Origin of the sequence: Hydrogenophaga sp. SNF1, from assembly GCF_034421675.1 — a bacterium.
Taxonomy (GTDB): domain Bacteria; phylum Pseudomonadota; class Gammaproteobacteria; order Burkholderiales; family Burkholderiaceae_C; genus Hydrogenophaga; species Hydrogenophaga borbori.
The window spans coordinates 753,174-776,718 of the sequence record NZ_CP139793.1 but is presented as its reverse complement, the minus strand read 5'-3'; the positions used below and the strand labels follow the sequence as shown (position 1 = coordinate 776,718).

The window sequence follows — 23,545 nt, the reverse complement described above, 5'->3', positions numbered from 1 at the left end:
CCCCATGTTTCGTTTCACCTCCTGCTCGCGCCGCGTGGCGCTCGGGCTCGGCCTGGCGGCCGCGCTGACCACCCTCTCGCCGCTGGCCAACGCCGGCGACCTGCCCGAGCCCAAGGGCCGGGTGATCCTCACCATCAGCGGCCACATCGGCCAGCCCAACAAGGGCAAGGACGCGGTGTTCGACATGGCCATGCTCGAAGCGCTGCCCCAGCACAGCTTCACCACCCGCACGCCCTGGTACGACCGGCCCGTGAAGTTCACCGGTCCGCTGCTGTCCGACCTGCTGGACGCGGTGAAGGCCCAGGGCGGCACGGTCAGCGCGACCGCGATCAACGACTACACCATCCGCATTCCGGTCGCGGATGCGAAGGAACAGGGCGCCATCGTGGCCCGCCTGCTCGACGACCAGCCCATGGCGGTGCGGGACAAGGGGCCGCTGTTCGTGGTCTACCCGTTCGACAACAAGGCCGAGCTGCGCACCTCCACCTACTACGAGCGCTCGATCTGGCAACTCAAGCGCATGAGCATCGAATGAACGGCCCGCCCAAGGGCTTTGCCGCCTGGGGCATGCGGCAATGGACCCTGATGGTCATTGCCCTGCTCGCGCTCACGCTCATCCCCCTGGGCGTCATTCAGTGGCGCCAGTGGCAGATGCTGCAGGACACGGACACGCGCCAGGTCGACTCCATCATGTGGCAGGCGTACCAGCTCGAACGCGAGCTGTCCCGGCTCGATGGCGTGCTGCGGGAGGCCATGGACGGCTCACCCGAGGTGCTGCCCGACGACCTGATCGAGCGCTATGAGGTGTTCCTCAGCCGCATCCGGCTGCTCAGCGACATTCCCCGCCGCGACCTGCTCGACGCCTGGCCCGGCTTCAGCGCGGTGCTGCAGGAGATCGAGGGCTTCCAGCGCGAGGCGGAGCCCGCGTTCAAGGACCCGAGCGCACTGCTCAAGGACAGCGCCGCGCTCGACCGCCTGCACACCCGGGCGAGCGCCCTCAGCCCCTTGCTGGCCGACCTGACGCAGGAGGCCAACCGCGCCGTGGCCCGCTTAGTGGATGAGCGCAACCAGCAGCTGCGCCACCAGAGCCTGTTGCTCATCGCCCTGGCCGGGCTGCAGGTGGGCGTGATGCTGCTGTTCGTGGCCCTGCTGGTGCGCCACATCCGCGAACAGTCCCGCCAGTTCGCGCGCCTGCAGCAGCTGAGCCACGAGCTCGCCACGGCGCGCGACCAGGCCGAGGCGGCCAACCACGCCAAGAGCGTGTTCCTGGCCAACATGAGCCACGAGATCCGCACCCCCTTCCAGGGCGTGCTGGGCATGCTCAAGCTGCTGGAAGACACCCGCCTGAGCGGCCAGCAGCGCGACTTCGTGCAGACGGCCTCGGACTCGGCCCTGCACCTGCTGAGCGTGGTCAACGACATCCTGGACGTCTCCACCATCGAATCCGGCACGCTCAAGCTGTCGCCCACGGCGGTGAACCTGCCGGCCATGGCCGACGAGGTCGTGAGCCTGCTGGAGCCCCTGGCGCGCGACAAGGGCGTGGCCCTGAGCTGCCTGTGCGACGAGCGCCTGCCCCCCTGGGTCGCGGCCGACGCCACGCGCGTGCGCCAGATCCTGCTCAACCTCGTCAACAACTCGGTGAAGTTCACGGCCCACGGCAGCATCGAGGCCATCCTGGAGCCCGACGCTTCGCTGCCCGATGGCATCCGCATGACGGTGCAGGACACCGGCATCGGCATGGACGAGGCCACGGTGGCCCAGCTCTTCACCCGCTTCTACCAGGCCGACAATTCGCTGCGCCGCCGCGTGGGCGGCTCCGGCCTGGGCCTGGAGATCTCCCGCACGCTCGCGCGCATGATGGGTGGCGACATCGCGGTCCGCAGCGCGCCTGGCCGGGGATCGGTCTTCGTGGTCACGCTCAGCCTGCCGCGCACCGAGGCACCGGCCGAGGCCGCCCGCGGCGTGCCGTTCGAGGACGACGAGGCGTGGGAGAACCGCCGCCGCGCCCCCCTGCGCCGCCTGCGGCTGCTGGTGGCGGAAGACCACCCGGTCAACCTGAAGTACCTCAACCTGCTGGTCGAGCGCATGGGCCATGAAGCGGTGTTCTGCGAGAACGGCTTCGAGGCCCTGCAGCTGCTGCACCACGAGCGCTTCGATGCCGTGGTGCTCGACTACCACATGCCGGTGCTCGACGGCATCGCCACCACGCGCGAAATCCGCCTGTTGCCCGGCGAGGCCGGGCAGGTGCCCGTGATCATGGTGACGGCCGATGTGGTCAACGACACGCGCAAGCTCGCGGCCGAGGCCGGCGTCACGCAGTTCGCGCCCAAGCCCCTGCAAGAGGCCGACCTGCGGCGTGCCCTGCGCCGCTGCGGCCTGCTCGCCGAGGCCGCCGACACCCAGCCCGCCCCCCTGATGCCCCTGCCGCGCGCGGGACGTGAACCGCATCAGCTGATCGACGCCGACATCTACGGCCAACTGGCCGCCATGATGCCCCGCGAAACCCTTCTGGAGCTGCTGGACATGCTGTTCGACGGGGAGGAGGCCACGGTGCCCGAGCTGCAGGCCGCGCTGCAGGTGGAAGACGTGGCCCAGGTCGTCTACCACGCGCACCGCCTGAAAGGCTCGGCCATGCTGCTGGGCCTCAAGGCCCTGGCGAACGTGGCCGCGCGCCTGGAGAAGGCCGGGACGGCGGGCGACGTGCGGGCCCTGGGGGCATTGCGCGAGACACTGGACGAGGACGTGCGCGACACCCAGGCGGCCTTGCAGACCTTCCCCCCAAGCGAGACCGAGGAGCTCGCCACCCGCTGAGGGCGGGCGCGGGCGCGGTGGTGGTACGACAACCGCGCCGCGGCCGGCAACGGTCCGCGCGCGCTGTGGGCGGTACTAGACCCGCCGGCTCACGTGGCTGCCGGCCGGGTCGCGCGCCACGGCGGGGCCTTCGTAGGCATCGAGCGATTTCGAACGCGCCGCGCTCGCGGCCTCCTGCGCGCGCGCCGCGTCGGCCTCGCGCTGCAGCGCCTGCTCCACCACGGTGGCGCTGGCATCCCAGACCTGGCGCAGGGTCTGGCGCAGTTGTTCGACGGTGTCGCGCTGCGCCTCCTGGCGCTGGCGCGCACGCTCCAGCTCCTGGGCACGCAGCTGCGTCTCGACCTCGCGCTTGAGGGCCAGTTCGGCGGCCTGTCGCACCGGCTCGCCGGGCGCGGTGTCCACGGCCGGCGCGCGCGCCGAGGCCTGGGGCGGCTGGCGACCAGGCCCCCGCTCCAGGCTGGCCTGGGTGTCGCGCGCGGCCGGCGCCGACGGCGCCACCGCCACCACGGCGGGCACCGAGGCGGCCACCGGCGCGGCCGTGCTGGACCAGGAAACGGAAGAAGTCGGTTGGGACGGGATCATGGGCACCCCCAATGATTCGGTCGCCGGGCGCAGACAAGCCCGGCGTTCTGAACACCCTATCGGCGGAATTGGGGGTGACTTGAGGGGCTTTTCGAGCGATCGGCCGCGCCGCGACAGGCGGTGCGCGGCCCGGCCTCAGCCCTCGACCCGCACCACGGTGACCGGCACGCGCGCGTTCTGCACCAGGTCCAGCGTGACCGAGCCCAGCACGCGGTCGGCCAGGCCCGGCGCGCCGGCACCCACCACGATGGCGTCCACGCCGTGGCGCTCGGCCAGGTCCAACAGGGCCGGCCCCACGTCGCCCTGGTGCACCACTTCCACGTCCACGGCCACGCCGGCCGCCCCCAGCAGTTGCTGCGCGGGCTTGATCAGGTCGCGCCCGGCCTCCTCGGCCACGCGGTCCAGCACACCGGGGTCACGCGCCACCACCATTTCGTACAGGTTGGCGCCGGCCTGCACATTGGCCAGCACGCAGCGCGCGCGCAGGCCCCGGCCCACCAGCAACAGCACATGGCGCACGGCCGCCATGGCAGCGGGCGAACCGTCGATGGGGATGAGGATGCGCAGCATGACCGTCTCCTTGCTGGCGCCGGCCGGCCTCAGGGCCGGTAGGGGCGCTCGTTGAATACGCACCAGTACAGCTCGATGTGCCCGGCGACCTCGATGAACTTGTTGAAGCTGACCGGCTTCTCGATGTAAGAGTTCACGCCCAGATCGTAGGCCTTCCCGAGGTCGCGGTCATCCCGCGAGGACGTGAGCACCACCACCGGGATGCGGCGCGCCAGTTCGTGCCGCTTGAAGGCCTGCAGCACCTCCAGGCCGGTCATGCGCGGCAGGTTGATGTCGAGCAGCATGACCGCGGGCATGGACTCGCCGGCCTCCCAGCGCGGCAGCCAGGCCAGCGCTTCCTCGCCGTCGCGCGCCACCTGGATCTGGTTGGCGAACTGGCGCTTGCTGAAGGCGCGCAGCGTGAGGTCCAGGTCCATGGGGTTGTCCTCGACCAGCAGGATGGGCGGCAGGGGACCCGGGCGTTGAGCGGTGTTCATGCGGGGAACTCCAGGAAAAAGGTGGTGCCCTGGCCAGGCACGCTCTCGGCCCAGACGCGGCCGCCCATGCGCTGCACGGCCTTGGCCACCAGGGCCAGGCCGACGCCGGTGCCCGGGTAGTCCTCGGCGCGCTGCAGGCGCTGGAAGATGCCGAAGATGCGGTCGTGGTACTTCATATCGAAGCCCACCCCGTGGTCGCGCACCCAGAGCCGGTGGCCGCCCTCCACGGGGCTGGCGCCGAGCTCGATGCGCGGCGGCTGGCCGGCGCGCGCGAACTTCAGCGCGTTGCCCACCAGGTTGCGCAGCACCACGGCCATGCCCTCGCGGTCCAGGCGAAGGCTCAAGGGTGGCAGCGCCAGCCGCACCTCGGCGCGGCTGCGTTCGATGTCGGCACCGAACTCGTCGAGCACGCGCCGCACCGTGGCCTCCAGGTCCAGCGGCTGCGGGTCCATGGCGCGGCGTTCCATGCGCGAGTAATCCAGCAGGTCGTTGATGAGCTCGCTCATCTGCTGCACGCCGCGGCGAATGCGCCGCACAAAGCCACGCTCTTCCTCGTTCAGCCGCTGGCCGGCCTCTTCCTCCAGCAGCTGGCTGTAGCCGTCGATGCCGCGCAGCGGCGCCTTGAGGTCGTGCGAGACGGTGTAGGTGAAGGCCTCGAGTTCGCGGTTGGCCGCGCTGAGCTGCTCGGTGCGCTCGCGCACGCGGTGCTCCAGCTCGGCGTTGGTGCGCTGCAGGTCGAGCTGGGCCCGCTTGAGGGCGGTGATGTCCAGCAGCGTGCCCGAGTAGCGCCAGCCGCCCTCGGGCGCGCGGTGGCGCGCCACGCTGGCGCGGAACCAGCGCTCCTCGCCCAGCCCGGGGTGGCGGCGGAACTCGGCGTGGGCCACGCCGTCGCCCTCCGCCGGCGATTGCATGAAGCCGCGCACCCGGTCGCGGTCCTCGGGGTGCATGCAGTCCAGGTAGGCGTCCAGCGTGGGCACCGGGCCCAGTGCCGGATCGCGCCCGATGTTGCGGAACATCTGCTCCGACCACCACACGCGGCCATCGGACATGTCGAAACGCCAGCTGCCCAGGCCGGCCAGGCCCTCGGCCTGTTCCAGCAGGCCCTTCTGCTCGCTCAGCGCCTCGCTGGCGCGCAGCCGGCCGGTCACGTCCTGGACGGTGGCGAACAGGCGGTGCAGCGTGCCGTCGGCCAGGCGCAGGGGGCGCACGTCGAGCTCCACGTGCACGATGCCGCCGTCGCCCCGCACGAAGCGCTTCTGCAGCTGGTAGCTGTCGATGTGGCCAGCGCGCAGGGCCTCGAACCGTTCGATGTTGCGTTCCCGGTCAGGCTGCGGCGTCATCTCGGCCCAGCTCATGCGCAGCACTTCCTCGCGCGGGCGACCCAGGATTTCGCACAGGCGGTCGTTCACCTGCAGCCAGCGCTTGCTGTCGGGGTCGGAGATCGCCATGCCGATGAAGGGCAGCTCGTAGAACAGGCGCTGCACCTCGCTTTGCTCGCGCAGCGCGAGCTGGGCCTCCTTCTGCGCGGTGATGTCGAGCAGGATGCCGCTGATGCTGTCGATCGCCCCGTCGGGGCGGCGCGTGATCGAGGTGCGGTCGTCGATCCAGGCGTAGACGCCGTCGGCGCGGCGCAGCCGGTATTCCTGGCGGTACTCGTGCCGGCCGGCCGCCCAGTGCGCCGCGATCTCGGTGTTCATGCGCTCGACGTCGTCCGGGTGCACGAGGTCGTCCCAGTCGATGGCGCCGCTGAGCAGATCCTGGGCCTCGTAGCCCCATTGCGCCACGGCGCGGCTGAGGTAGGTCATCGGCCAGCCGGGCTGATTGGCCCATTCGATGACGACCACCGGGGAGCGATCAACAAGGGCATGCAGGTGCTGCAGCCGCGCCTGGTCGCTCTCCAGGCGCTCGGCCATGCGGTCGGCGGCGGCGCCGATCAGGGCCAGCTCGTCGAAGCCCTGCAGGCCAGCGCGCGCCTGCAAGCGCCCCTCGCCCATGTCGGTGAGCGATCGGGCCAGGTGCTCGGCGCGGCGGAACCACGCAAAGTGCAGCACCAGGCCCAACGCGCCGGCCAGCGCCAGCAGCAGCAGGGTCTCGCGCAGCATCGCCTCGCGCAAGGCCGCGTGGCGCTGCGCCATCGGCACGGTGATGTCGACCAGCACCACCAGCCGGCGCCCGTTGCTCAGCGGCACCGCGCCCACCAGTTCCTGGCCGCCGACCCAGTAGCGCGGCACGATGGCCAGCGGGTCGAGCGCGCCGCGCGGCAGGGTGTCCAGGTAGAGCAGTTCGGGCCGGGCGGCGGCCACCTCGGCGAAATCGCGGCCGACGTCGGCGCGCGTGAGCGAGGCCAGCACCTGGCCGTCGGGCCGCAGCAGCCAGGCCGCGCGCATGCCCTTGTACAGGCCCAGGCCACCGACCACGCCGCGCGCGAACGACAGATTGGACGGATCGGCCTGCAGGTTCAGGCGGCTTTGTTCCACGGTGAGCCGCTCGCGCAGGCGCCGCGTCTCGGCCTCGGTCACCTCGGCCTCGACCTGGCGCATGCCGACCACGTACTTGGTGCCGGCCGTCAGCAGCGCGAACAGCGCCAGCAGCAGCGGCACCAGCCACCGGCCCTGCGGCATCCAGCGACCGGCCTGGCCGATCATGGCTGCCTCACCACGCGCCGCAGGGCCGAGGTGTCGACCAGGTCCACCAGCAGCGGCATGCGGCGCAGCAGGCCCACGTCCATGAGCGCGCCGCCCACCGAGCGCGCCCGGGCCTCCAGCGCCACCGAGGGGCCGGTGAGCTGCTCCAGCGACACGTCCAGCGGCATGAAGGCCACGTCCCGCAGTGCGCCCACGTACTCGAGGGTGCTCAGGCCGGTGCCGGGCGACAGCGCGGCGGCGGCGCGCGTGGCATCGGCGTGCACCTCGGCCAGACCGGCGGCCCAGGCCCGCAGGAGCCCATCCACCGCCTCGGGCCGCGCGCGCAGCACGCTGGCGCGCACCACCATCACGTCGACCACCTCGCCCGGGATGGCGCGGCTGCTGAAGATGGGCCGGTACCCCGCGGCGATCAGCGCGCCCGACAGCGGGGCATGGCTCACCGCCGCCGCCACGCGGCCGTCGCGCAGGGCGTCCAGGTGGGCGTTGGCCTCCAGATTGACCACCCGGACCTCGGCGCGCGTGAGCCCGGTCTTGCCCAGCATGCGCTGCAGCATGAAGGCCCCCACCGAGGTGTCCTCCACGGCCACCATCTCGCCGCGCAGGTCGCGCGGCGACTCGATGTCGCGCCGCGCCACCACCACGTCAGCGCCCTGCGAGGCATTGAGCAGGGCCACGATGCGCAGGTCCACGCCGGCGTCCACCAGGCGCAGGGTTTCGTCCAGCGTGAGCGCGGCCGCGTCGAGCAGGCCGTTGTTGAGCGCGCGCTGGACCTCCGAACCCGAGGCCAGCTCCACCACCTTGACGCGACCCGGGTCCACCAGGCCCCGCTCGCTCGCGAGCACCAGCGGATCGGCGCCCACGCGCATGTTCGTGCCCACGGCCAGGGGGGGCTGGGGAACCTCCATGCACCCCGCCAGCAGCAGGAGAACGGCGCAGCCAGCGGCGCGCCCCATGCGCGCCAGCCAGGTTTTCGTGTGTCGGCCACCCTGATCGTTCATGCCCCGCTTCCGTATCAGCCCGCATTGTCGGCCGAGCCTGTCACTTTCTGAAACAAATCTCGCTGGGGAAGCCGCGCAGGCGTCGCGGGCGCCCGACGCGAGTACTTTCCACCGACGCCCCCGACCCTGGTCAGTCCGGCGGCAGCGGCAACAGCACCTCGAACACCGCGCCCTGGCCCGCGTTCGGTCGCACGGCGATCGAGCCGCCGTGGGCCTCGGCGACCTGGCGGGCCACCGCCAGCCCGAGGCCGGTGCCCTCGTACTCGCTCTTGAGGTTCAGGCGCTGGAAGGGCTGGAACAGGCGGCCCGCGTGCTCGGGCGCGATGCCGATGCCGTTGTCGCCGACCGAGACCTTCACGCGGCCGTCCGACAGGCAGGCGCTCACGCTCACCCGGGGCGCGCGGTTGCGCGGCACGAACTTCAGCGCGTTGGTCAGCAGGTTCTGGAACAGCAGCGACAGCAGGCTGGCGTGGCCCGGCACCACGGGCAGCGGGTCGATGTGGAGCTCGGCGCCGGTCTCGGCGATGCGCGCGGCCAGGGCGTCGCGCAGCTCGGCCATCACGCGGTCCAGCGGCACCAGGGTGGGCTCGTCGGTCTCGCCGGCCTGCAGGCGCGCGTAGCGCACCACATCGTCGAGCAGGGTGCGCATGCGTGCGCTGGCGCGCAGCACCAGGCGCATGTAGCGCTGCGCCTCCGGCGGCAGCTGGGCGCTGTGGTCCTCGTCGATCAGGCCCACGAACTGGGCGATGGTGTTGAGCGGCTCGCGCAGGTCGTGCGAGGCGATGCGCACGAACTGCACCAGGCTGTCGTTGGCCTGGCGCAGCTCGTCGGCGGTGCGCTGCAGGCTGGCGTGGCTTTCGCGCAGCTCCACCATCGCCACCGCGAGGTTCTGGCGATCGGCGGCCGACATCTGCCTGAGCTGGTCGTTGGCCTGCTTCAGGCGCAGCTGGGTGCGCACGCGCGCCTGCACCACCGGTGGGTGGATGGGCTTGGCGATGAAGTCGGCCGCACCGCGCTCCAGGCCTGCCTGCTCGAAATCGGCCTCGGCGTGGCTGGTGACCATGATCACCGGCAGGTCGACCAGCGCCGGGTTGGCCTTGATCGCGTCGAGCACGTCGAAGCCCGAGAGGCCGGGCATCTGGGCGTCCAGCAGCACGATGTCGGGCACGGCGCTGGCGATGCGCTCGAGCGCGTCCTGCCCATGCATGGCGAAGCGCAGCCGGCCCAGGGGCCGCAGCGCCTTGGCCAGCACCTGCACCATGCCGGGGTCGTCGTCGACGATCAGGATGTCGGGCAGCGCGGCGTCGTTCATGTGGCCAGCTCCCTCTGCAGCAGCTCGGCGGCGGCCGCGAAGTCGAGCGCGCCGATGTGGTTTTCCAGTTCCGAGGCCCGTGCGTCGCCCAGGCGGCGACGCAGCGCGGCGCCCTGGGTGTCGAACAGGCTCAGGGCGTCGAGGTCGTGGCGCGCGAGCAGCTCGTGCAGGCGGCGCAGCGCCTCGTCGCTGGCGGGCGGCTCGGCGCTGTCGCCGGGCGCGGCAGCGCCGGCCTGCGACAGCCAGGCCCCCGCCGCCAGGCGCAGGCGGCGCAGGCTGGCCTGCAGCTCGCGCCAGGGCGCCTGCAGGGACTGCGCCGGCTGGCCGTCGCGCAGCGCGTTTTCCACCACGCCCGCATGGCGGTGCAGGGCCAGGGCGTCGACCAGGCCGGCGGCCCCGCGCAGCTTGTGCACGCGCGCGGCCAGCCCCTGGCGCGCGTCGGCGCGAGGGCGGCGGGCAGGGGCTCCTCGGCCAGCGGTGCGAACTCGTCGAACAGGCGGCGCAGGCTGCGGCGCAGCAGCGCCACGTCGCCGCCCAGGCGGCGGTGCGCCTGCGCGCCGTCGATGCCATCGATCTCGGGCCAGTCGTCGGCCACGGCGGCCAGCGGGGCCGGCGCGCTCGGGGGCGCCACGGCCCCGTCGGGGCCCGCCAGCGCCTGCGCCACCACCTCCAGCAACTGGTCGGGGTCAATGGGCTTGGTGAGGAAATGGTCCATGCCGGCGTCCAGCGCGCGGCGGCGCTCCTCGGCCAGCGCGCCGGCCGTCAGCGCTACCACGGGCAGCTGGCGCAGGTTCGGATCGCTGCGCATCTCGCGCGTGGCCTGCAGGCCGTCCATCTCGGGCATCTGCACGTCCATGAGCACCACGTCGAAGTGCGGCCCGTCGCGCAGCAGGGCCAGGGCCTCGCGGCCATTGCTGGCCAGGAACACGCTGGCGCCCTCGCGCTCCAGCATGTGCTGCGCGATCTCCTGGTTGATCTCGCTGTCGTCCACCACCAGCACGCGCGTGCCGGCCAGGCGCTGCACGGCCTCGGGCGCGGTGTGGCGCTGCGCGTCCAGCACGCGCCGGCTGTGGCCGTGGCGCGCCACCACGCCCTGGTTGACGGCGTTGAACAGCACGGAGGCGTTGACCGGCTTGGTGAGGATGTCGTCGGCCAGGCGCAGGTGGTCCTCGCGCGCGACGCGCTCGCGATCGCTGGCCGACACCATGAGCGCGGCCGGCAGGCGCAGCAGGCCGTGCCGTTCGGCCAGCGCGGCCAGCGACTGCAGGCCGTTCATGCCGGGCAGCTGCCAGTCCACCAGCAGGGCGTCGGGCAGCGGCTGGCCGGCGGCCAGGCGGCCCTCGATCCAGTGCAGCATGGCTTCGCCCGATTCGCAGGACTCGGTGCGCCAGCCGAAGGCGCGCGCCATGTCCACCAGGGCCTGGCGCTCGGCCGGCACGTCGTCGACCACCAGCACCTCCAGCGCGCCGCTGGGGGCGGTGAGCGGCGCCAGCGCCGAGGGCGTGGCCTCCGCCTCGCGCAGGTTCACCTCGAACCAGAACAGGCTGCCCTGGCCAGGCGCGCTCCGCACGCCGATGCGCCCGCCCATCATCTCGACCAGGTGGCGCACGATGGACAGGCCCAGGCCGGTGCCGCCGTAGCGGCGCGAGGTGGAGGCGTCGGCCTGCGAGAACGGCGTGAACAGGCGCTCCTGCACCTCGGGCGCGATGCCCTCGCCGCTGTCGCGCACCTCGCCGCGCAGGCGCACGGTGCCGCCGTCGGACGAGACCAGCCCCAGGCCCACCTCGACCCCGCCCTCGGCGGTGAACTTCAGCGCGTTGCCCAGCAGGTTGGTGAAGATCTGGCGCAGGCGCAGCGCGTCGCCGCTCACCCGCGCCGGCAGCTCGGGCGCAGCGCGCACGGTGAGCGCGAGCCGCTTGGCCTCGGCCTGCTGGCGGAACACCGCGTCCAGCTCGGCCAGCAGCACGGAGGGGCTGAAGGGCGCTTCTTCGAGCGTGAAGGCGCCGGCCTCGATCTTGGCCATGTCCAGCACGTCGTTGACGATGCCCAGCAGCGACTGGCTGGCCATCTGCGACTTGGCCAGCAGCTGCTGCTGGCGCACGGTGAGCGGCGTGTCGGCCAGCAGGTGCGACAGGCCGATCACCGCGTGCAGCGGCGTGCGGATCTCGTGGCTCATGTTGGCCAGGAACTCGCCCTTGGCGCGCGACGCGGCCTCGGCCGCCTCGGTGGCGTGCACGAGGTCGGTGATGTCGATGCAGAAGCCGGCGATGTGGCCGTCGGGCATGCGGTTCTCGATCATGCGCACCACGCGCCCGCTGCGCAGGCGCTGCAGGAACACGCTGTTGCCCGCGCGGTGATGGGCCATGCGCTGCGCCACCCACTTCTCCCGGTCATCGCCGGTGTCGAGCACCTGGCCGCGCTCGAAGCTGGCGCGGATGATGGTCTCGAACGGCGTGCCGGGCTGCAGCAGGTCGCCCACGTGCGCGAACAGGCGATGGTACTTCTCGTTGCACAGCAGCAGGCGGTCCTCCAGGTCGTAGAGCACGAAGGCCTCGTCCACGGAGTCGATGGCGCCGCGCAGCAGGGCCTCGGTGCGCGCGATGCTCTGCTCGGCGCGCTTGCGCTCGCTCATGTCCATATACGTGGTGACGAAGCCGCCGCCCGGCATGGGGGTGCCGCGGATCTCCAGCGGCGTGCCGTCGGGCCGCACGCGCTCGAAGCGGTGCGGCACGGGACTGCGCGCGTTGGCCAGCAGGCGCTCGATGGTGGGCTCGACGTCGATCTCGCCGTACTCGCCGCGGCGCGCGTTGAAGCGCACGATGTCCTCGAAGCCCGGCACGCCGCGCGCGAACAGGGCGTCGAGTTCGAGCAGGCGCACGAACTCGCTGTTCCAGGCCACCAGCCGCAGCTCGGCGTCGAAGGCGCTGATCGCGCAGGGCATGTTCTCCAGGATGCTGTGCTGCAGTGCGTTCACGCGCATCAGCTCGGCCTGCATCAGGTGGCGATCAGTCACGTCCTGCATGGCGCCGACGATCTGCACCACCTTGCCGTCGAAGTCCTGCACTGGCTCGCCCACCAGCCGCACGCGCAGCTCGCGGCCCTTGGCCGAGCGGAACGGCAGCTCGATGTCGAAGGGTTCGGCGCGCCGGCGCGCGGCGCGCAGCGCGTCGAGCAGCTCGCGCTTGGCCTCGCCCTCGTAGAAGCTCAGCGGCGTCGCCGGGTCCAGCGCGAACTCGATGCCGACCTCGTGGATGGCGTACATCTGCGGTGTCCAGACCACCGTGCCGTCGACCACGTCGTACTGCCAGCCGCCCACGCCGGCCACGCGGCCCGTGCGGTTGAGCAGGGCCTCGCTGGCGGCCAGGCGCTGCTGCGATTCCTTGGCGGCCGTGATGTCGCGGTGCGTGCCGTACATCCACAGCGGCTCGCCCTCCTGCGTCCAGCTGTTCACGCGCCCGCGGTCAAGGATCCACACCCAGTAGCCGTTGCGGTGGCGCAGCCGCACCTCGCACTCGTACTGCGCGATCTCGCCCATGAAGTGCCGGCGCAGCATGTCGCGCGCGCGATCGATGTCGTCGGGGTGGATCAGCTGCTGCCAGGCGCCCGGGCCCATGGTGTTGAGCTCGTCCAGCGTGAGGCCGACCATCTCGGCCCAGCGCGCGTTGTACAGGCGCTCGCCGGTCTGCACGTTCCACTCCCAGGTACCGGCGTTGGTGCCGCGCAGGATGTTCTGCAGCCGCTCGCGCTCGCGCGACAGGCTGGCCGTGCGCTCGCGCACCAGCTGCTCCAGACTGGTGTTGAGCTCCACCACCTCGCGCTGCGCCGCGCGCTCGTCGGTGATGTCGCGCACGATGGCGGCGGTGCCCACCGGCTCGCCGCCGGCATCGAGGATCGGCGACAGCGTAATGGAGACTTCCACGCGCTGGCCGCTGCGCGTGCGCAGCCAGCGCTCCATGCGCGGCGTGTCGCCGGCGCCGTCCTCGCCCTGGGCCTGCACCTGCGCGCCGTCGTCGTCCGTGGGCACCAGCAGCGATTCGATGGTGGCGCCGGCGGCCTCTTCGGCGCTGTAGCCGAACAGCGCCTGCGCACCGCGGTTCCACGACGTCACGCGGCCTTCCGGGTCGAGGCCGATGATGGCGTCGCGCGTCTGCTCGACGATGGCCGCCAGGCGCAGGCGCTGGCGCCGCACCTCGTCGCTGCGGCTGCCGTTGACCCAGTAGAGGTAGATCAGCGCCAGGCCGACGAGCAGGGCCAGCAGCACCAGCGGCAGCTGCCGCACCGCGGCCAGGCGCGCTTCCTCGGCCACATGCTCCTGCGGCATCACCACCAGGAAGCGCAGCAGGCCGACGTCGCTGTTGGGGTTGCCGCGCAATTCGCTCTGGCCCACCAGCATGAGGCCCTGGGTTCCCTGCCAGCGCGGCGGCCCGCCGGCGCGGTAGGGGTTGACGGCCACGTACTCGTCCTGCCAACGCTGGCGCTGGCCGGTGTCGAAGCCGTACTCGCGCTCGCGCTGCGGGTGGCGCAGGTAGTCGCCGGCGGCGTTGGTGAGCACGAAGAAGGCGCCCTCGGGCGAGCGCGAGGGGAACTGCATCACGGCACGATCCAGATCGACGTGGATGACGACCAGGCCGAAGAGCTGCCCGCGCCCATCGAACACCGGCGTGGCGTAGCGCGCCACCGCGCGGCGTGGCGACACCACCGCGCCGTTCTCGCGGTGCAGGGCCATGTCGTACACGAACACCATGCCGGGCGCGACCCAGCGCGTATCGCCCAGTTCGCGCTCGTCGAGCGCATCCGCCAGGCGCTCGGGCGGCGCCGCCTCCACGCTCAGGCCGTTGCGCTCCACGCGCACCAGCTCGCGCGGGTTCGGCCCGGCCAGCAACAGGCTGACGCGGAACACATCGGCCGAGGTGTCGATGTAGCGCTCGAAGGTCTCCTGCAGGCGCACCCTCCACTGGTCTTCGGTCGAGGCGTCCTCGGGGTCGATGCCCCCGTTCTCCCGCGCGCGCACCAGCCCCTGCAGCGGCGGCGAGCTGCCCAGGAACTGCACCGACTTGCGGCGGAACGCGCGCTGGGACTGCGTGTTGTCGGCGAAGCCCCGCGCCGCTGCCTCCAGCTGGCGCTGCGACTGGTCCATGGCCTGGTTGAAATCGGCGTGGTAGCTCACCGCCAGGCTGATCAGGGCCAGCACGGCGCCGATCAGGGCGCCGCGGCGCAGCAAGGGGCTGCGCACGAAATCCATCGGCCCCAGCGGCGCGCGCGCCCCGGGGCGCCCGGGTGCGGCGATCCAGTCCATGGCCCGGCGCGAGCGCCTCAGCGCCAGCGCCACGCCGCCGAGCCCGGCGCCGATCAAGGCGACGATGGCCGCCGCCCCCAAGGGCGTGGGCCCGGGCAGGTGGGCCTGCAGCGCTTGCGTGGCCTGCAGCCGCAGCGTCCAGCGGCGGCCGTGGGCGTCGAAGCCGCTGTCCAGGCTGGCGACGGTGGCGCCGCCGGTGGGGTCGCGCGCGTCGAAGAGCGGCGAGGGGTCGCCGCCGTCCGCGAGCGTGACGGCGATGTCGCGCGACGCCGGCATCAGCTCGGTCACCAGTTCCTCGATCACCAGGGGGGCGACCACCCAGCCGACGGTGTCGCGCCAGCGGCGCTCGCGGTCGCCGGCCCCGGGGTCGAGGCCGCGGTAGACCGGCAGCAGGAACAGCAGGCCGTGGTCGGGCTGGCCGCCGGGCTGCTTCAGGGCGAGCGGCGCGCTCAGCAGCGCCCGGCCTTCGCGCGCGGCGGCTTGGGCGGCGGCGCGGCGCAGCGGCTCCGAGGCCAGGTCCAGGCCCATGGCGTGCGCGTTCGCGGGCATCGGGTAGACGTACTGCGTCACGTAGGCCTCGCCCGGGTTGGGCCCGAGCTCGCGCACCTGGAAGTCCGCCGGCCCCTCGGCCCGCGCCTGGGCGAGGAAGTCGTCCCTCTGGTCCACGCCGACGCGGCGCACGAAGCCGAAACCGAACGCGCCCGGGAATTCGTGCGGCAGGTCGCGCGTGGCCATGTAGGCCTCGAAACCGCGGCGGGTGATCGCATCGCCCCCGGCGGCCATGACGGCACCGCGCGCGCCACGCAGGCCGTACTCGATCCGGCTCAGGCGGTCCTGCAGACGCTGCGTGAGCTGGCCCGCCTCGTCGCGCAGGCGCTCCTGCACGCTCTCGGCGCGCTCGGCCTGCGTCCAGGCGGCGGCCGCCGCCGCGCACAGCAGCACACCGGCGATCCACAGCCCCCAAGCCCAGCGGTGCGGCGCGTCGTGAGCGACCTTGTCCAAATCCGGTGTCCTTCGGGCCATGGGCCCTGTTGCGCGAGCCGCCCGCGTGAGGACCCGGCGGGCCCTGGCGCTGGCGGCAGCGGTGTTGTCAGCCTGCGGCGCCCACGCGGGCGGCGCACGCGAAGCATGCTAACGAGGGATGTCGGCGCCCGGCGTGCGAAATGAAGGGATTCCCCGGGGCAATTCGCCCGGCGGCACCCCCGGCCGGCCGCGGGCTCAGGCGGCGACGTCCTGCAGCACGGCCGCCGCTTCGGCCTTGCCCAGCGGCTTGGTGAGGTAGCCCTTGACGCTGTGGAAACCGCCGGCGCGCGCGCGGTCGGCCGGATCGGAGGAGGACGAGAGCATGGCCACCACGGCACTGCCCCGGTGCGCGGGCGGCAAGGCCTCGAAGGCCTCCAGGAAGGCGAAACCGTCCATCACGGGCATGTTGATGTCCAGCAGGATCAGGTCGACGCCATGGTCGGGCGAGGCGGCCAGGTGGTCCAGCGCGTCCTGCGCGCGCTCGAAACCCAGCACCTCGCACGGCACGCCGCAGCGCTGCAGCGCCAGCCGGGTGAACAGCAGATCGCTGTCGCTGTCGTCGACCATCATCACGCGGCGGGGCATCGAATCTCCAAGGGGCACGAACGGGAAACAAACGCAACTGTAAGCGCCGCGTCAGGGCGCACACAATGCATCGCCCGAACACCCCAGTGGATCGGGAGGTCGGGATGGCGCGCCACGCGCCGCCCGGCCCGCCGCGGGGGCTCAGGGCGCCGTGGCGTCGGCGCACCGCCATGTGAGCGCCCGCTTTCCGCTCGGCCACATCAGCGGGCGGCGACCGCGGGCGCAGGGTCCGCCGCGTCGCGCCCGGCGGGCCGGGGCCTCGCGGGGGCGCGCCGCAGAATGCCGGCCAGGATCTGCGGCACCTCGTACAAGGCGCGGTTGTGGTGGCCGCGCGCGCGCTCGCGCCAGGCGGGCAGGTCGGCCAGCAGCTCGTCCACGGCCGGCGCCAGGCCGGCGGCGCGGCGGTAGACCAGGCCCACGCCCTGCTCGCGGATCCAGGTGGCGTTGTAGCGCTCCTGCGGCATGGTCCAGGCGTTGTCGGAAACGACCACCGGCAGGCCGCGCTGCAGGGCCTCGCTCACGCTGCCGGGGCCGGGCTTGCCGATGAAGAAGTCGGCCAGGTCCATGTAGTGCGTCACCTCGGGGGTGAAGCCCACGATGTGGCGCGGCGCGCGCGCCGGCAGCCCGGCCAGGGCCCGCGCCAGGGCCTGGTTGTGGCCGCACATCAGGATCAGCGGCACGTCCGGCAGGCGCCGCGCGATGCCCAGCATGGCGCGCGAGCCGTGGCCGCCGAAGAGCACCACGCCGGTCGGCTGGTGCGGGTCCAGGCCCAGGCGCGCGCGTTCGGCCGCGCGGTCGGCCACCGGCGGGCCGTAGAAGCCGGGGCGCAGGATCATGCCGCTGGTGGCGTGCACGCGCGACGGCGCATGGCCGGCCGCCAGGGCCTGGGCCCGCGCGCGCGGCGTGCCGCAGATGAAGTGCTGCGGCTGGCCGCGCTCGATCCAGAAGCGCGGCGGGTGGTCGGCCAGGTCGGTGAGCACGGTGGCGTAGGGCACGCCGGGGCGCGCCTGCGCCAGGCTGTGGTAGAGCGCGCGGTTGAAGTTGGGGATGAGCGAGACCACCAGATCGGGCTGGGTGGCGGCCCAATGCGCGCGCAGCCTGCGCACCAGTGTCGGGTGGGCCAGGCGGATCACGGCCTGCAGCAACTTCAGTTCCTGCGCCATGCCCAGGGTCCAGCCGCGCGCAAGGCGGCGGTTGTACCAGTCCTCGGGCGCGCTGCCGGTGAGGCGGCGAAAGCTCTGCGAGGGGTCCAGCACCTCGAACAGGTTGACCAGGCGCACGGTCCAGGGCAGCTGCAGTTCGTTCAGCACGCCCTGCAGGGCGAGGGCGGAGGCGCGGTGGCCGCCGCCGGCGTTGAAATAGATGAGATCGACCTGGGTCATGGGCCTGCCGCGCGTGGTGGCGAAGCGAACAGGCTATGAAGGTCAGGCGACAGCGGCGTGACGTCCTGGCGGCGCCACGGTGACGGCCGTGGCCGGGGCGTTCAGGCCGGGCCGGGCGATTCGCGCGTGAGCGCCACGCCACCCTGCAGGCGCTCGCTCACGCTGCGCCGCACGCTGTCGGGCGCCTCGGCCAGCAGGGCGGGCCAGTCGGCCTGGGCGCGGCGCACGGTGTCGCGGCACACGCGCAGCAGCGCGCCGGGACGCGGCAGGCCGGCGGCGGCGATCAGCTCGCGCAGCGCGTCCCAGCCGAAGGCGCGCAGCCTGGCGTCGATGCCGCGGTTGACGCCGTAGTCGGGCTCGGGCACGGCTTCGAACAGCGCGCTCACGCAGACCGGGTCGTACAGCGGCGCCAGGCGGGGCTCGTGGCCGTCGGGGTAGACCAGGGCCCAGTTCTTCAGGTGGGCGTCGGTATTGCCCATGAGGATGAAGGCCACGAAGCGCTGCAGGAACTCGCGCACGTCGGGCACCGGCGCGCTGGAGTAACGGTCGAGCACCGCGAGCATGCGGCCGTAGTCCTCGCGGATACCGCGGCCGTACTTGGCGCGCGGCGCGTAGCCCAGGGCCTGCGCGAACTCCTCCATGTGCACCCGCCGGCCGTCCTGGCGGTCGAAGCGCCGCACGGCCAGGATCTCCTCGAACGGGACCCGCTCGGGCAGATCGGCTTCGGCGCGGGCGATCACCCGGGCCTCGGCCGTGCGCAGGCCCAGGGCGGCGCACAGGCGGTAGCCGGTGGCCTCGTTGCGCACCAGGTCGGGGTGGCGGCTGGTCGGCAGCTTCAGGATGAACTCGCCGGCCGCCCCGTGGCGGCGTACCACGTAGCGGCGACCGTCCTGCACGGCGGAGAACTTGGCGATCACGCCGGGCAAGGCGGTGGCGTCTTCCACCGGGTCTTCGACGAAGCCGGGCTCCAGCACATCCAGCCCCAGTGCGGTGTGCCAGTGGCGCACGGCCTGGGGTATCTCCTGGTGCGCGGGCGGCGGCTCCACCTCCAGCGCGCCCATGAGGTCGTGGCCGGCGGCGGCGAGCAGCTCGAACTCGTCGTCCACGTCGCAGCCGCGCTGGCGCGCCAGGCGCTCGCGGTTGTGGCCCTCGGGCAGCAGGTTCTGGAAGAACACCGGCCAGCGGCCGTCGACGCGCACCAGGCGCTCATCGCGCGGCGCGGACAGGATCTGGCGCGTCTGCGCGTCGTTCACCCCGCGAAGGCTCATGGAGACCGTGGGCCGCTGCGGGTCGGCGATGTAGTCCTCGTCGAAAGACACCCGCAGGATGTCGCCGTAGCGCGAGAGGTGGCCGATGCCGCGCCGCCCACCCTGCGGCAGGTGCAGGTACAGGCGCAGGTAGCGGATGGCGGTGCTCACGCAACGGCCCTCCGTGCGGCGCGCGGCGGCGCGGATGCCTTCGGCGGGCCGGGCGGTGCCATCAGCGCGGCTTGCCTGGCGCGGGCGCGGGCACCACGAGCAGGTCCACCACCGACTGGGGCGCGCCCACGCCGGCCGGCTGGGCCACCAGGCGGCCGCCCGCGCGCACGAAGTCGTCGATGGCGGGGCGCAGCTCGCGCGGCACGAGCATGAGCTCCAGCCCGAGCGCGCGCGCGAGCTCCTGCAGGGTGGACAGGCGGGGGTCCAACCCGGCCTCCAGCCGACCCACCGTCATGCGGTTCACGCCGGCGCGCTCGGCAAGCTCGGCTTGCGTCAGACTGCTGGCCTTGCGAGCGGCCTCCAGGTCGTCGAGAATGCCCATATTGACGATCATTTTCTATTAAAAGCTATTTAAATATAGCTTTTTAAGGCTTTTGGGGCAAAATGCTAATTTAACTTATCTTTTATCACAAAAAGCTAAGTTTTTTCATCATGAACACGCACCAGATCTACCACAACCCCGCCTGCGGCACCTCGCGCAACACCCTGGCGCTCATGCGCCACTGCGGCGTCGAGCCCCAGGTCATCGACTACCTCAAAACACCGCCCTCGCGCCAGGAACTGCGCCAGCTGCTCGCCGCCATGGGCCTGGGCGTGCGCGACATCCTGCGCGAGCGCGGCACGCCCTACGCCGAGCTGGGCCTGGACCAGCCGCACTGGAGCGACGAGCAGCTGCTCGACTTCATCGAGGCCCACCCCATCCTGATGAACCGCCCCATCGTGGTCACGCCCCTGGGCACGCGGCTGTGCCGACCGTCGGAGCGGGTGCTGGACCTGCTGCCCGAGCCGCCGAAGAAGGCCTTCGTCAAGTCGGACGGCGAGGCGGTGCTGGACGATCAGGGCCGGCGCCTGCGCTGAACGCCGCGCGGAGCACTCGGTTCAATAGAGCGTTTCCACCGCGGCATTGAACCGGTAGCCCGCTCCGCGCTCGGTCACGATCAGCATGGGCTTGCTGTGGTCGGCCTCGATCTTGCGGCGCAGGCGCAGCACCTGCACGTCGATCGCGCGGTCGTAGACCTCGGCGCTGTGCAGGCGCGACAGCTCCAGCAGCTGGTCACGGCTGAGCACGCGCTGCGGCGCGGCGCAGAAGGCCATCAGCAGGCTGAACTCGTTGTTGCCCAGCTCCACCTTGCGCCCGTCGGGCCCGGTGAGGCGGCGCGTGCGCAGGTTCAGCTCCCAGCCGGCGAAGCGGAAAGCGCGGCGCTGGTCTTCGCGCGCGCCTTCCTCGGGCGCACGCGGCTGGTAGCGGCGCAGCACGGCGCGGATGCGCGCCAGCAGCTCGCGCGGGCTGAAGGGCTTGGTGACGTAGTCGTCGGCGCCGAGCTCCAGGCCCATCACGCGGTCGGCCTCCTCGGCGCGGCCCGTCAGCAAGATCACCGGCACCGGCGCGCGCTCGCGCAGCTGGCGCGCCAGCGCCAGCCCATCCTCGCCCGGCAGGCGCAGGTCCAGCACCACCAGGTCGATGGCCTCCTGGTCGAACACCTCGAACAGGCGCCGTCCGCTGTCCACCGCGCTCACACGCATGTCGGCCTCGCCCAGGTAGCCCTGCAGCAGCTCGCGCAGCGCGGGGTCGTCGTCCACCACCAGGATGTGCGGCGGATGGGTATTGGCCGGGGCGTCGTCGGTCATCGGCGGCAAAGGAATGTCGTGGCGAACGGTGCGGCGCGTGCCCGCATCCGCTATGGTCGATGGTAGCGCCCACCCCCACCCCATGGCCTCCGAACAAGCCCCCACCCCGATCAGCGAGCTCTCGCTCGACGATGGCGGGGCGTCCGCGGCGCGCGCGCCGCGCTGGCGCGAACTGCTGTTCGACCGGGTCGTCATCGTGCCGGTGCTGATCGCCGCCTGCCTCGCGGGCGGCCTCGGCGTCGGCCTGGCCACGCTGCGCCAGCAGGTGCTCAACAGCGAGGAGCGCATGCTCGCGGCCCTGTCCGCCGCCCTGGCCGACCAGGCCGACAACGCGCTGGCCGCCGCGCAGACCGCGATGCAGGCCACGGCCGAGGAAATCGTGGGCGGCGCCTGGGTGCCCGACACCGTGGTGGCCGGCGCGGTGCTGCGCGCGCGCGCCGCCGCCCTGCCGGCCGCGCGCCAGATGCTGCTGCTCGATGCCCAGGCCAATGTGCTGCAGGCCGCGGACGAGGAACTGGAAGAGCCCCCGCACGCGCGCGCCGATTACTTCCTCAGCGCGCTCGGCGCCGCGCCGGGCTCGGCCCACATCGGCGCGCCCACCGTGTGGCCCGGGCAGGAAACGCCCTGGATCCCGCTGTCCATGCCCTGGTCCACGCCCCATGGGCGGCACAGCGGGGTGATCGTGGTGGCGGCCGACACGGCCCTGCTGCTCGGCGGCTTCGAGCGGCGCTCACCCGCGCCCGACGCGCGCCTGCGCGTGCTGCGCACCGACGGCACGCCGCTGCTGGAATCCGATCCGTCCAGCGGCTGGCCCGAGCGCGCCGGCACGCTGCATCCGCCGGCCGGCGTGAGCGCCTGGACGCAAATCGTGTCCCGGCCTGGCGACGACGGCCGGCGCCACGACCTGCTGCTGGCCGGCCATGCGATGCAACGCGCCCCGCTGGCCGTGGTGCTCTCGCGCGACACGCAGGTGGTGCTGGCCGACTGGCACCTGCAGGCCTGGCTGGTGGGCGGCTTCGCGCTCGCCGCGCTGCTGGTCACCACCGTGCTGAGCCTGCGCCACGCGCGCGAACAGCGCTGGCGCGAACACAGCCAGCGTGACCTGCAGCGCCAGCGCGAACGCGCCGCGCGCGCCTTCGCCGCCGCTCGAGAAGGCCTGTGGGAATGGGACCCGGCGAGCGAGCGCCACTACCTGTCGCCGCGCATGCGCGAGCTGCTGGGCTTCGACGCCAGCGCCAGCGCCCCGCCGGCCACGCACGCGCTGTCATGGCCGGATCGCGTGAGCCAGGACGATCGCCGCCGCCTGCGCGAAGCGATTGACGCACACGTGCGCGAGCGCACACGCGACTTCTCCGTCACCCTGCGCGTGATGCCGCCCGGCCAGCCGCCGCGCCACGTGCGCCTGCGCGGCCAGGGCCTGCGCGACGCGCGCGAACAGCTGCTGCTGCTGGCCGGCACGGCCTACGACGTATCGGACGAGGTGGCGGTGTCGGAAGCCGCGCGCCGGCTCGACGAACAACTGCAGCGCGCGCGCCAGTTCGAGGCCCTGGGCGCGTTGGCCGGCGGCGTGGCGCACGACTTCAACAACGTGCTCGCGGCCATCCTGGGTTTCGGCGAACGCGCGCGCGCGCTGGCGCCCGAGGGCAGCGCGCTGGCCGGCCACGTGCAGCACATGCTCAGCGCCGGCGAGCGCGGCAAAACCCTGGTCGCGCGCATGATGGCCTTCGGCCGCACCGGTCAGGGCTTGCGCCAGCCCTACCGCCCGCGCGCGCTGGTCCAGGAAGCCTGGACCCTGGCCGTGCAGGGCGTGCCGGAAGGTGTGCAGGCACGCCTCGACCTCGACGCCGAGGACCCTGAGCTGGTGGGTGACGGCGTGGCCTTCTTCGAGGCCGCGCTCAACCTCCTGCGCAACGCGGTGCAGGCGGTGGGCGATCGCGGCTCGCTGCGCGCGCGCCTGTCCAGTGAAACCGTGGACCAGCCGCGCGTGCTCTGGCAAGGCAGCCTGCGCCCGGGCCGCTGGCTGGGCCTGCGGGTGGAAGACGACGGCCCCGGCATCGACGCCGAGCACCTGCCGCGCCTGCTCGAGCCCTTCTACAGCACGCGCAGCGCGCAGGGCGGCACCGGCCTGGGCCTGGCCGTGGTGCACGCCGCGGTCCGCGACGCGCACGGGGCGATCGACCTGCGCACCGCGCCCGGCGAGGGCACCACCATCACCCTGTACCTGCCGCTGCCCGAACCCGCCGCCGCGCCCATGGCGCCCGGCGTCGAAGAGGCCGCGTGGTCGGGCCAGGGCGAGGTGGTGCTGGTGGTCGACGACGAACCCGCGCTCGTGGCCCTGCTGGAAGAGCACCTGGCCGAACGCGGGTTCGAGCCGCGTGGCTTCAGCGACGCCGAGTTGGCCTGGCAGGCGTTCGAGGCCGAACCGGGCCTGTTCGCCGCCGTGCTGAGCGACCAGGCCATGCCGCGCCTGGGCGGGCTGGAACTGATCGAACGCTGCCGGCGCCTGTCGCCCGGCGTGGTGACCATCATCGCCACGGCCTACGGCGGCACCGACTTCGGCGCGCGCGCCAGCGCCGCCGGTGTGCAGGCGGTGCTGGCCAAACCGTTGAGCTGGAGCGAGCTCGACGCCGTCCTGCAGCGGCTGCTGCGCGCCCCGGGCTGATCCCCGCCCCTCGAGCCCCCGGGGACACCCGGCCCGCGCTCTGTTGCAAGTGAAATGCCGCCACCAGGGCGACGACACGCCGCGATGCACGAGCAC

16 protein-coding genes and 1 pseudogene are annotated in these 23,545 nt (G+C 72.8%); 4 read left to right on the top strand and 13 right to left on the bottom strand.

What is annotated here, in order from left to right; genetic code table 11:
* Positions 1 to 4 precede the first annotated feature (4 nt).
* Complete coding sequence (locus tag SOM08_RS03730) at positions 5 to 535, top strand: hypothetical protein (protein WP_245980875.1); 531 nt, start codon at positions 5 to 7, stop codon at positions 533 to 535.
* Positions 532 to 2,811 carry an ATP-binding protein gene (locus SOM08_RS03725; protein WP_116958489.1) on the top strand — a complete coding sequence of 760 codons (2,280 nt, stop codon included), beginning with the start codon at positions 532 to 534 and terminating at the stop codon, positions 2,809 to 2,811. The genes SOM08_RS03730 and SOM08_RS03725 overlap by 4 nt, the downstream gene beginning before the upstream one ends.
* A gap of 75 nt (positions 2,812 to 2,886) precedes the next feature.
* Here the strand turns inward: SOM08_RS03725 and SOM08_RS03720 are convergent, their stop codons facing one another.
* The 12 genes and pseudogenes from SOM08_RS03720 to SOM08_RS03670 all read right to left on the bottom strand — a co-directional run bounded on the left by SOM08_RS03720 (position 2,887) and on the right by SOM08_RS03670 (position 19,492).
* Positions 2,887 to 3,393: a hypothetical protein gene (locus tag SOM08_RS03720; RefSeq protein ID WP_147326197.1), complete on the bottom strand. Its 507-nt coding sequence runs from the start codon at positions 3,391 to 3,393 to the stop codon at positions 2,887 to 2,889.
* 135 nt (positions 3,394 to 3,528) lie between these two features.
* Complete coding sequence (locus SOM08_RS03715) at positions 3,529 to 3,963, bottom strand: universal stress protein (protein WP_116958491.1); 435 nt, start codon at positions 3,961 to 3,963, stop codon at positions 3,529 to 3,531.
* A 29-nt stretch (positions 3,964 to 3,992) separates the two neighbouring features.
* The gene (locus tag SOM08_RS03710; RefSeq protein WP_116958492.1) at positions 3,993 to 4,439 is read right to left on the bottom strand and encodes a response regulator; all 447 of its coding nucleotides are present in this window, start codon (positions 4,437 to 4,439) and stop codon (positions 3,993 to 3,995) included.
* A complete protein-coding gene (locus tag SOM08_RS03705) occupies positions 4,436 to 7,084 on the bottom strand; it encodes a PAS domain-containing protein (RefSeq protein WP_322470083.1) in 2,649 nt (882 codons plus the stop codon). The genes SOM08_RS03710 and SOM08_RS03705 overlap by 4 nt, the downstream gene beginning before the upstream one ends.
* Positions 7,081 to 8,082 carry an ABC transporter substrate-binding protein gene (locus tag SOM08_RS03700; protein ID WP_116958494.1) on the bottom strand — a complete coding sequence of 334 codons (1,002 nt, stop codon included), beginning with the start codon at positions 8,080 to 8,082 and terminating at the stop codon, positions 7,081 to 7,083. Before SOM08_RS03700 ends, SOM08_RS03705 begins: the two co-directional genes overlap by 4 nt.
* 130 nt (positions 8,083 to 8,212) lie before the next feature.
* The gene (locus tag SOM08_RS03695) at positions 8,213 to 9,394 is read right to left on the bottom strand and encodes a sensor histidine kinase (protein WP_116958495.1); all 1,182 of its coding nucleotides are present in this window, start codon (positions 9,392 to 9,394) and stop codon (positions 8,213 to 8,215) included.
* Positions 9,391 to 9,807 (bottom strand): hypothetical protein, encoded by a 417-nt coding sequence (locus SOM08_RS22470; protein WP_416186992.1) that lies wholly within the window; start codon positions 9,805 to 9,807, stop codon positions 9,391 to 9,393. Before SOM08_RS22470 ends, SOM08_RS03695 begins: the two co-directional genes overlap by 4 nt.
* Before the next feature lie 308 nt (positions 9,808 to 10,115).
* Positions 10,116 to 15,425 (bottom strand): annotated as a pseudogene (locus SOM08_RS03690) (PAS-domain containing protein); the annotation flags it as partial.
* A gap of 483 nt (positions 15,426 to 15,908) precedes the next feature.
* A complete protein-coding gene (locus SOM08_RS03685) occupies positions 15,909 to 16,298 on the bottom strand; it encodes a response regulator (protein WP_070401118.1) in 390 nt (129 codons plus the stop codon).
* Between the two features lie 200 nt (positions 16,299 to 16,498).
* Positions 16,499 to 17,680: a glycosyltransferase gene (locus tag SOM08_RS03680; RefSeq protein ID WP_322470081.1), complete on the bottom strand. Its 1,182-nt coding sequence runs from the start codon at positions 17,678 to 17,680 to the stop codon at positions 16,499 to 16,501.
* A gap of 101 nt (positions 17,681 to 17,781) precedes the next feature.
* Positions 17,782 to 19,098, bottom strand: coding sequence for a type II toxin-antitoxin system HipA family toxin (locus SOM08_RS03675; protein ID WP_116958498.1), 1,317 nt, complete (start codon positions 19,096 to 19,098; stop codon positions 17,782 to 17,784).
* A 61-nt stretch (positions 19,099 to 19,159) separates the two neighbouring features.
* The gene (locus SOM08_RS03670; RefSeq protein WP_116958499.1) at positions 19,160 to 19,492 is read right to left on the bottom strand and encodes a helix-turn-helix transcriptional regulator; all 333 of its coding nucleotides are present in this window, start codon (positions 19,490 to 19,492) and stop codon (positions 19,160 to 19,162) included.
* Positions 19,493 to 19,590: 98 nt separating this feature from the next.
* Here SOM08_RS03670 and arsC point away from each other — a divergent pair, with 98 nt between their 5' ends.
* On the top strand, positions 19,591 to 20,016 hold the full coding sequence (arsC, locus tag SOM08_RS03665) for an arsenate reductase (glutaredoxin) (protein WP_116958500.1): 426 nt from the start codon (positions 19,591 to 19,593) through the stop codon (positions 20,014 to 20,016).
* Positions 20,017 to 20,037: 21 nt separating this feature from the next.
* Here arsC and SOM08_RS03660 read toward each other — a convergent pair whose 3' ends face one another.
* Positions 20,038 to 20,787: a response regulator transcription factor gene (locus tag SOM08_RS03660; RefSeq protein WP_116958501.1), complete on the bottom strand. Its 750-nt coding sequence runs from the start codon at positions 20,785 to 20,787 to the stop codon at positions 20,038 to 20,040.
* Positions 20,788 to 20,869: 82 nt separating this feature from the next.
* Between SOM08_RS03660 and SOM08_RS03655 the strand changes: the two genes are divergently transcribed.
* Positions 20,870 to 23,449: an ATP-binding protein gene (locus SOM08_RS03655; protein ID WP_322470080.1), complete on the top strand. Its 2,580-nt coding sequence runs from the start codon at positions 20,870 to 20,872 to the stop codon at positions 23,447 to 23,449.
* Positions 23,450 to 23,545 lie beyond the last annotated feature (96 nt).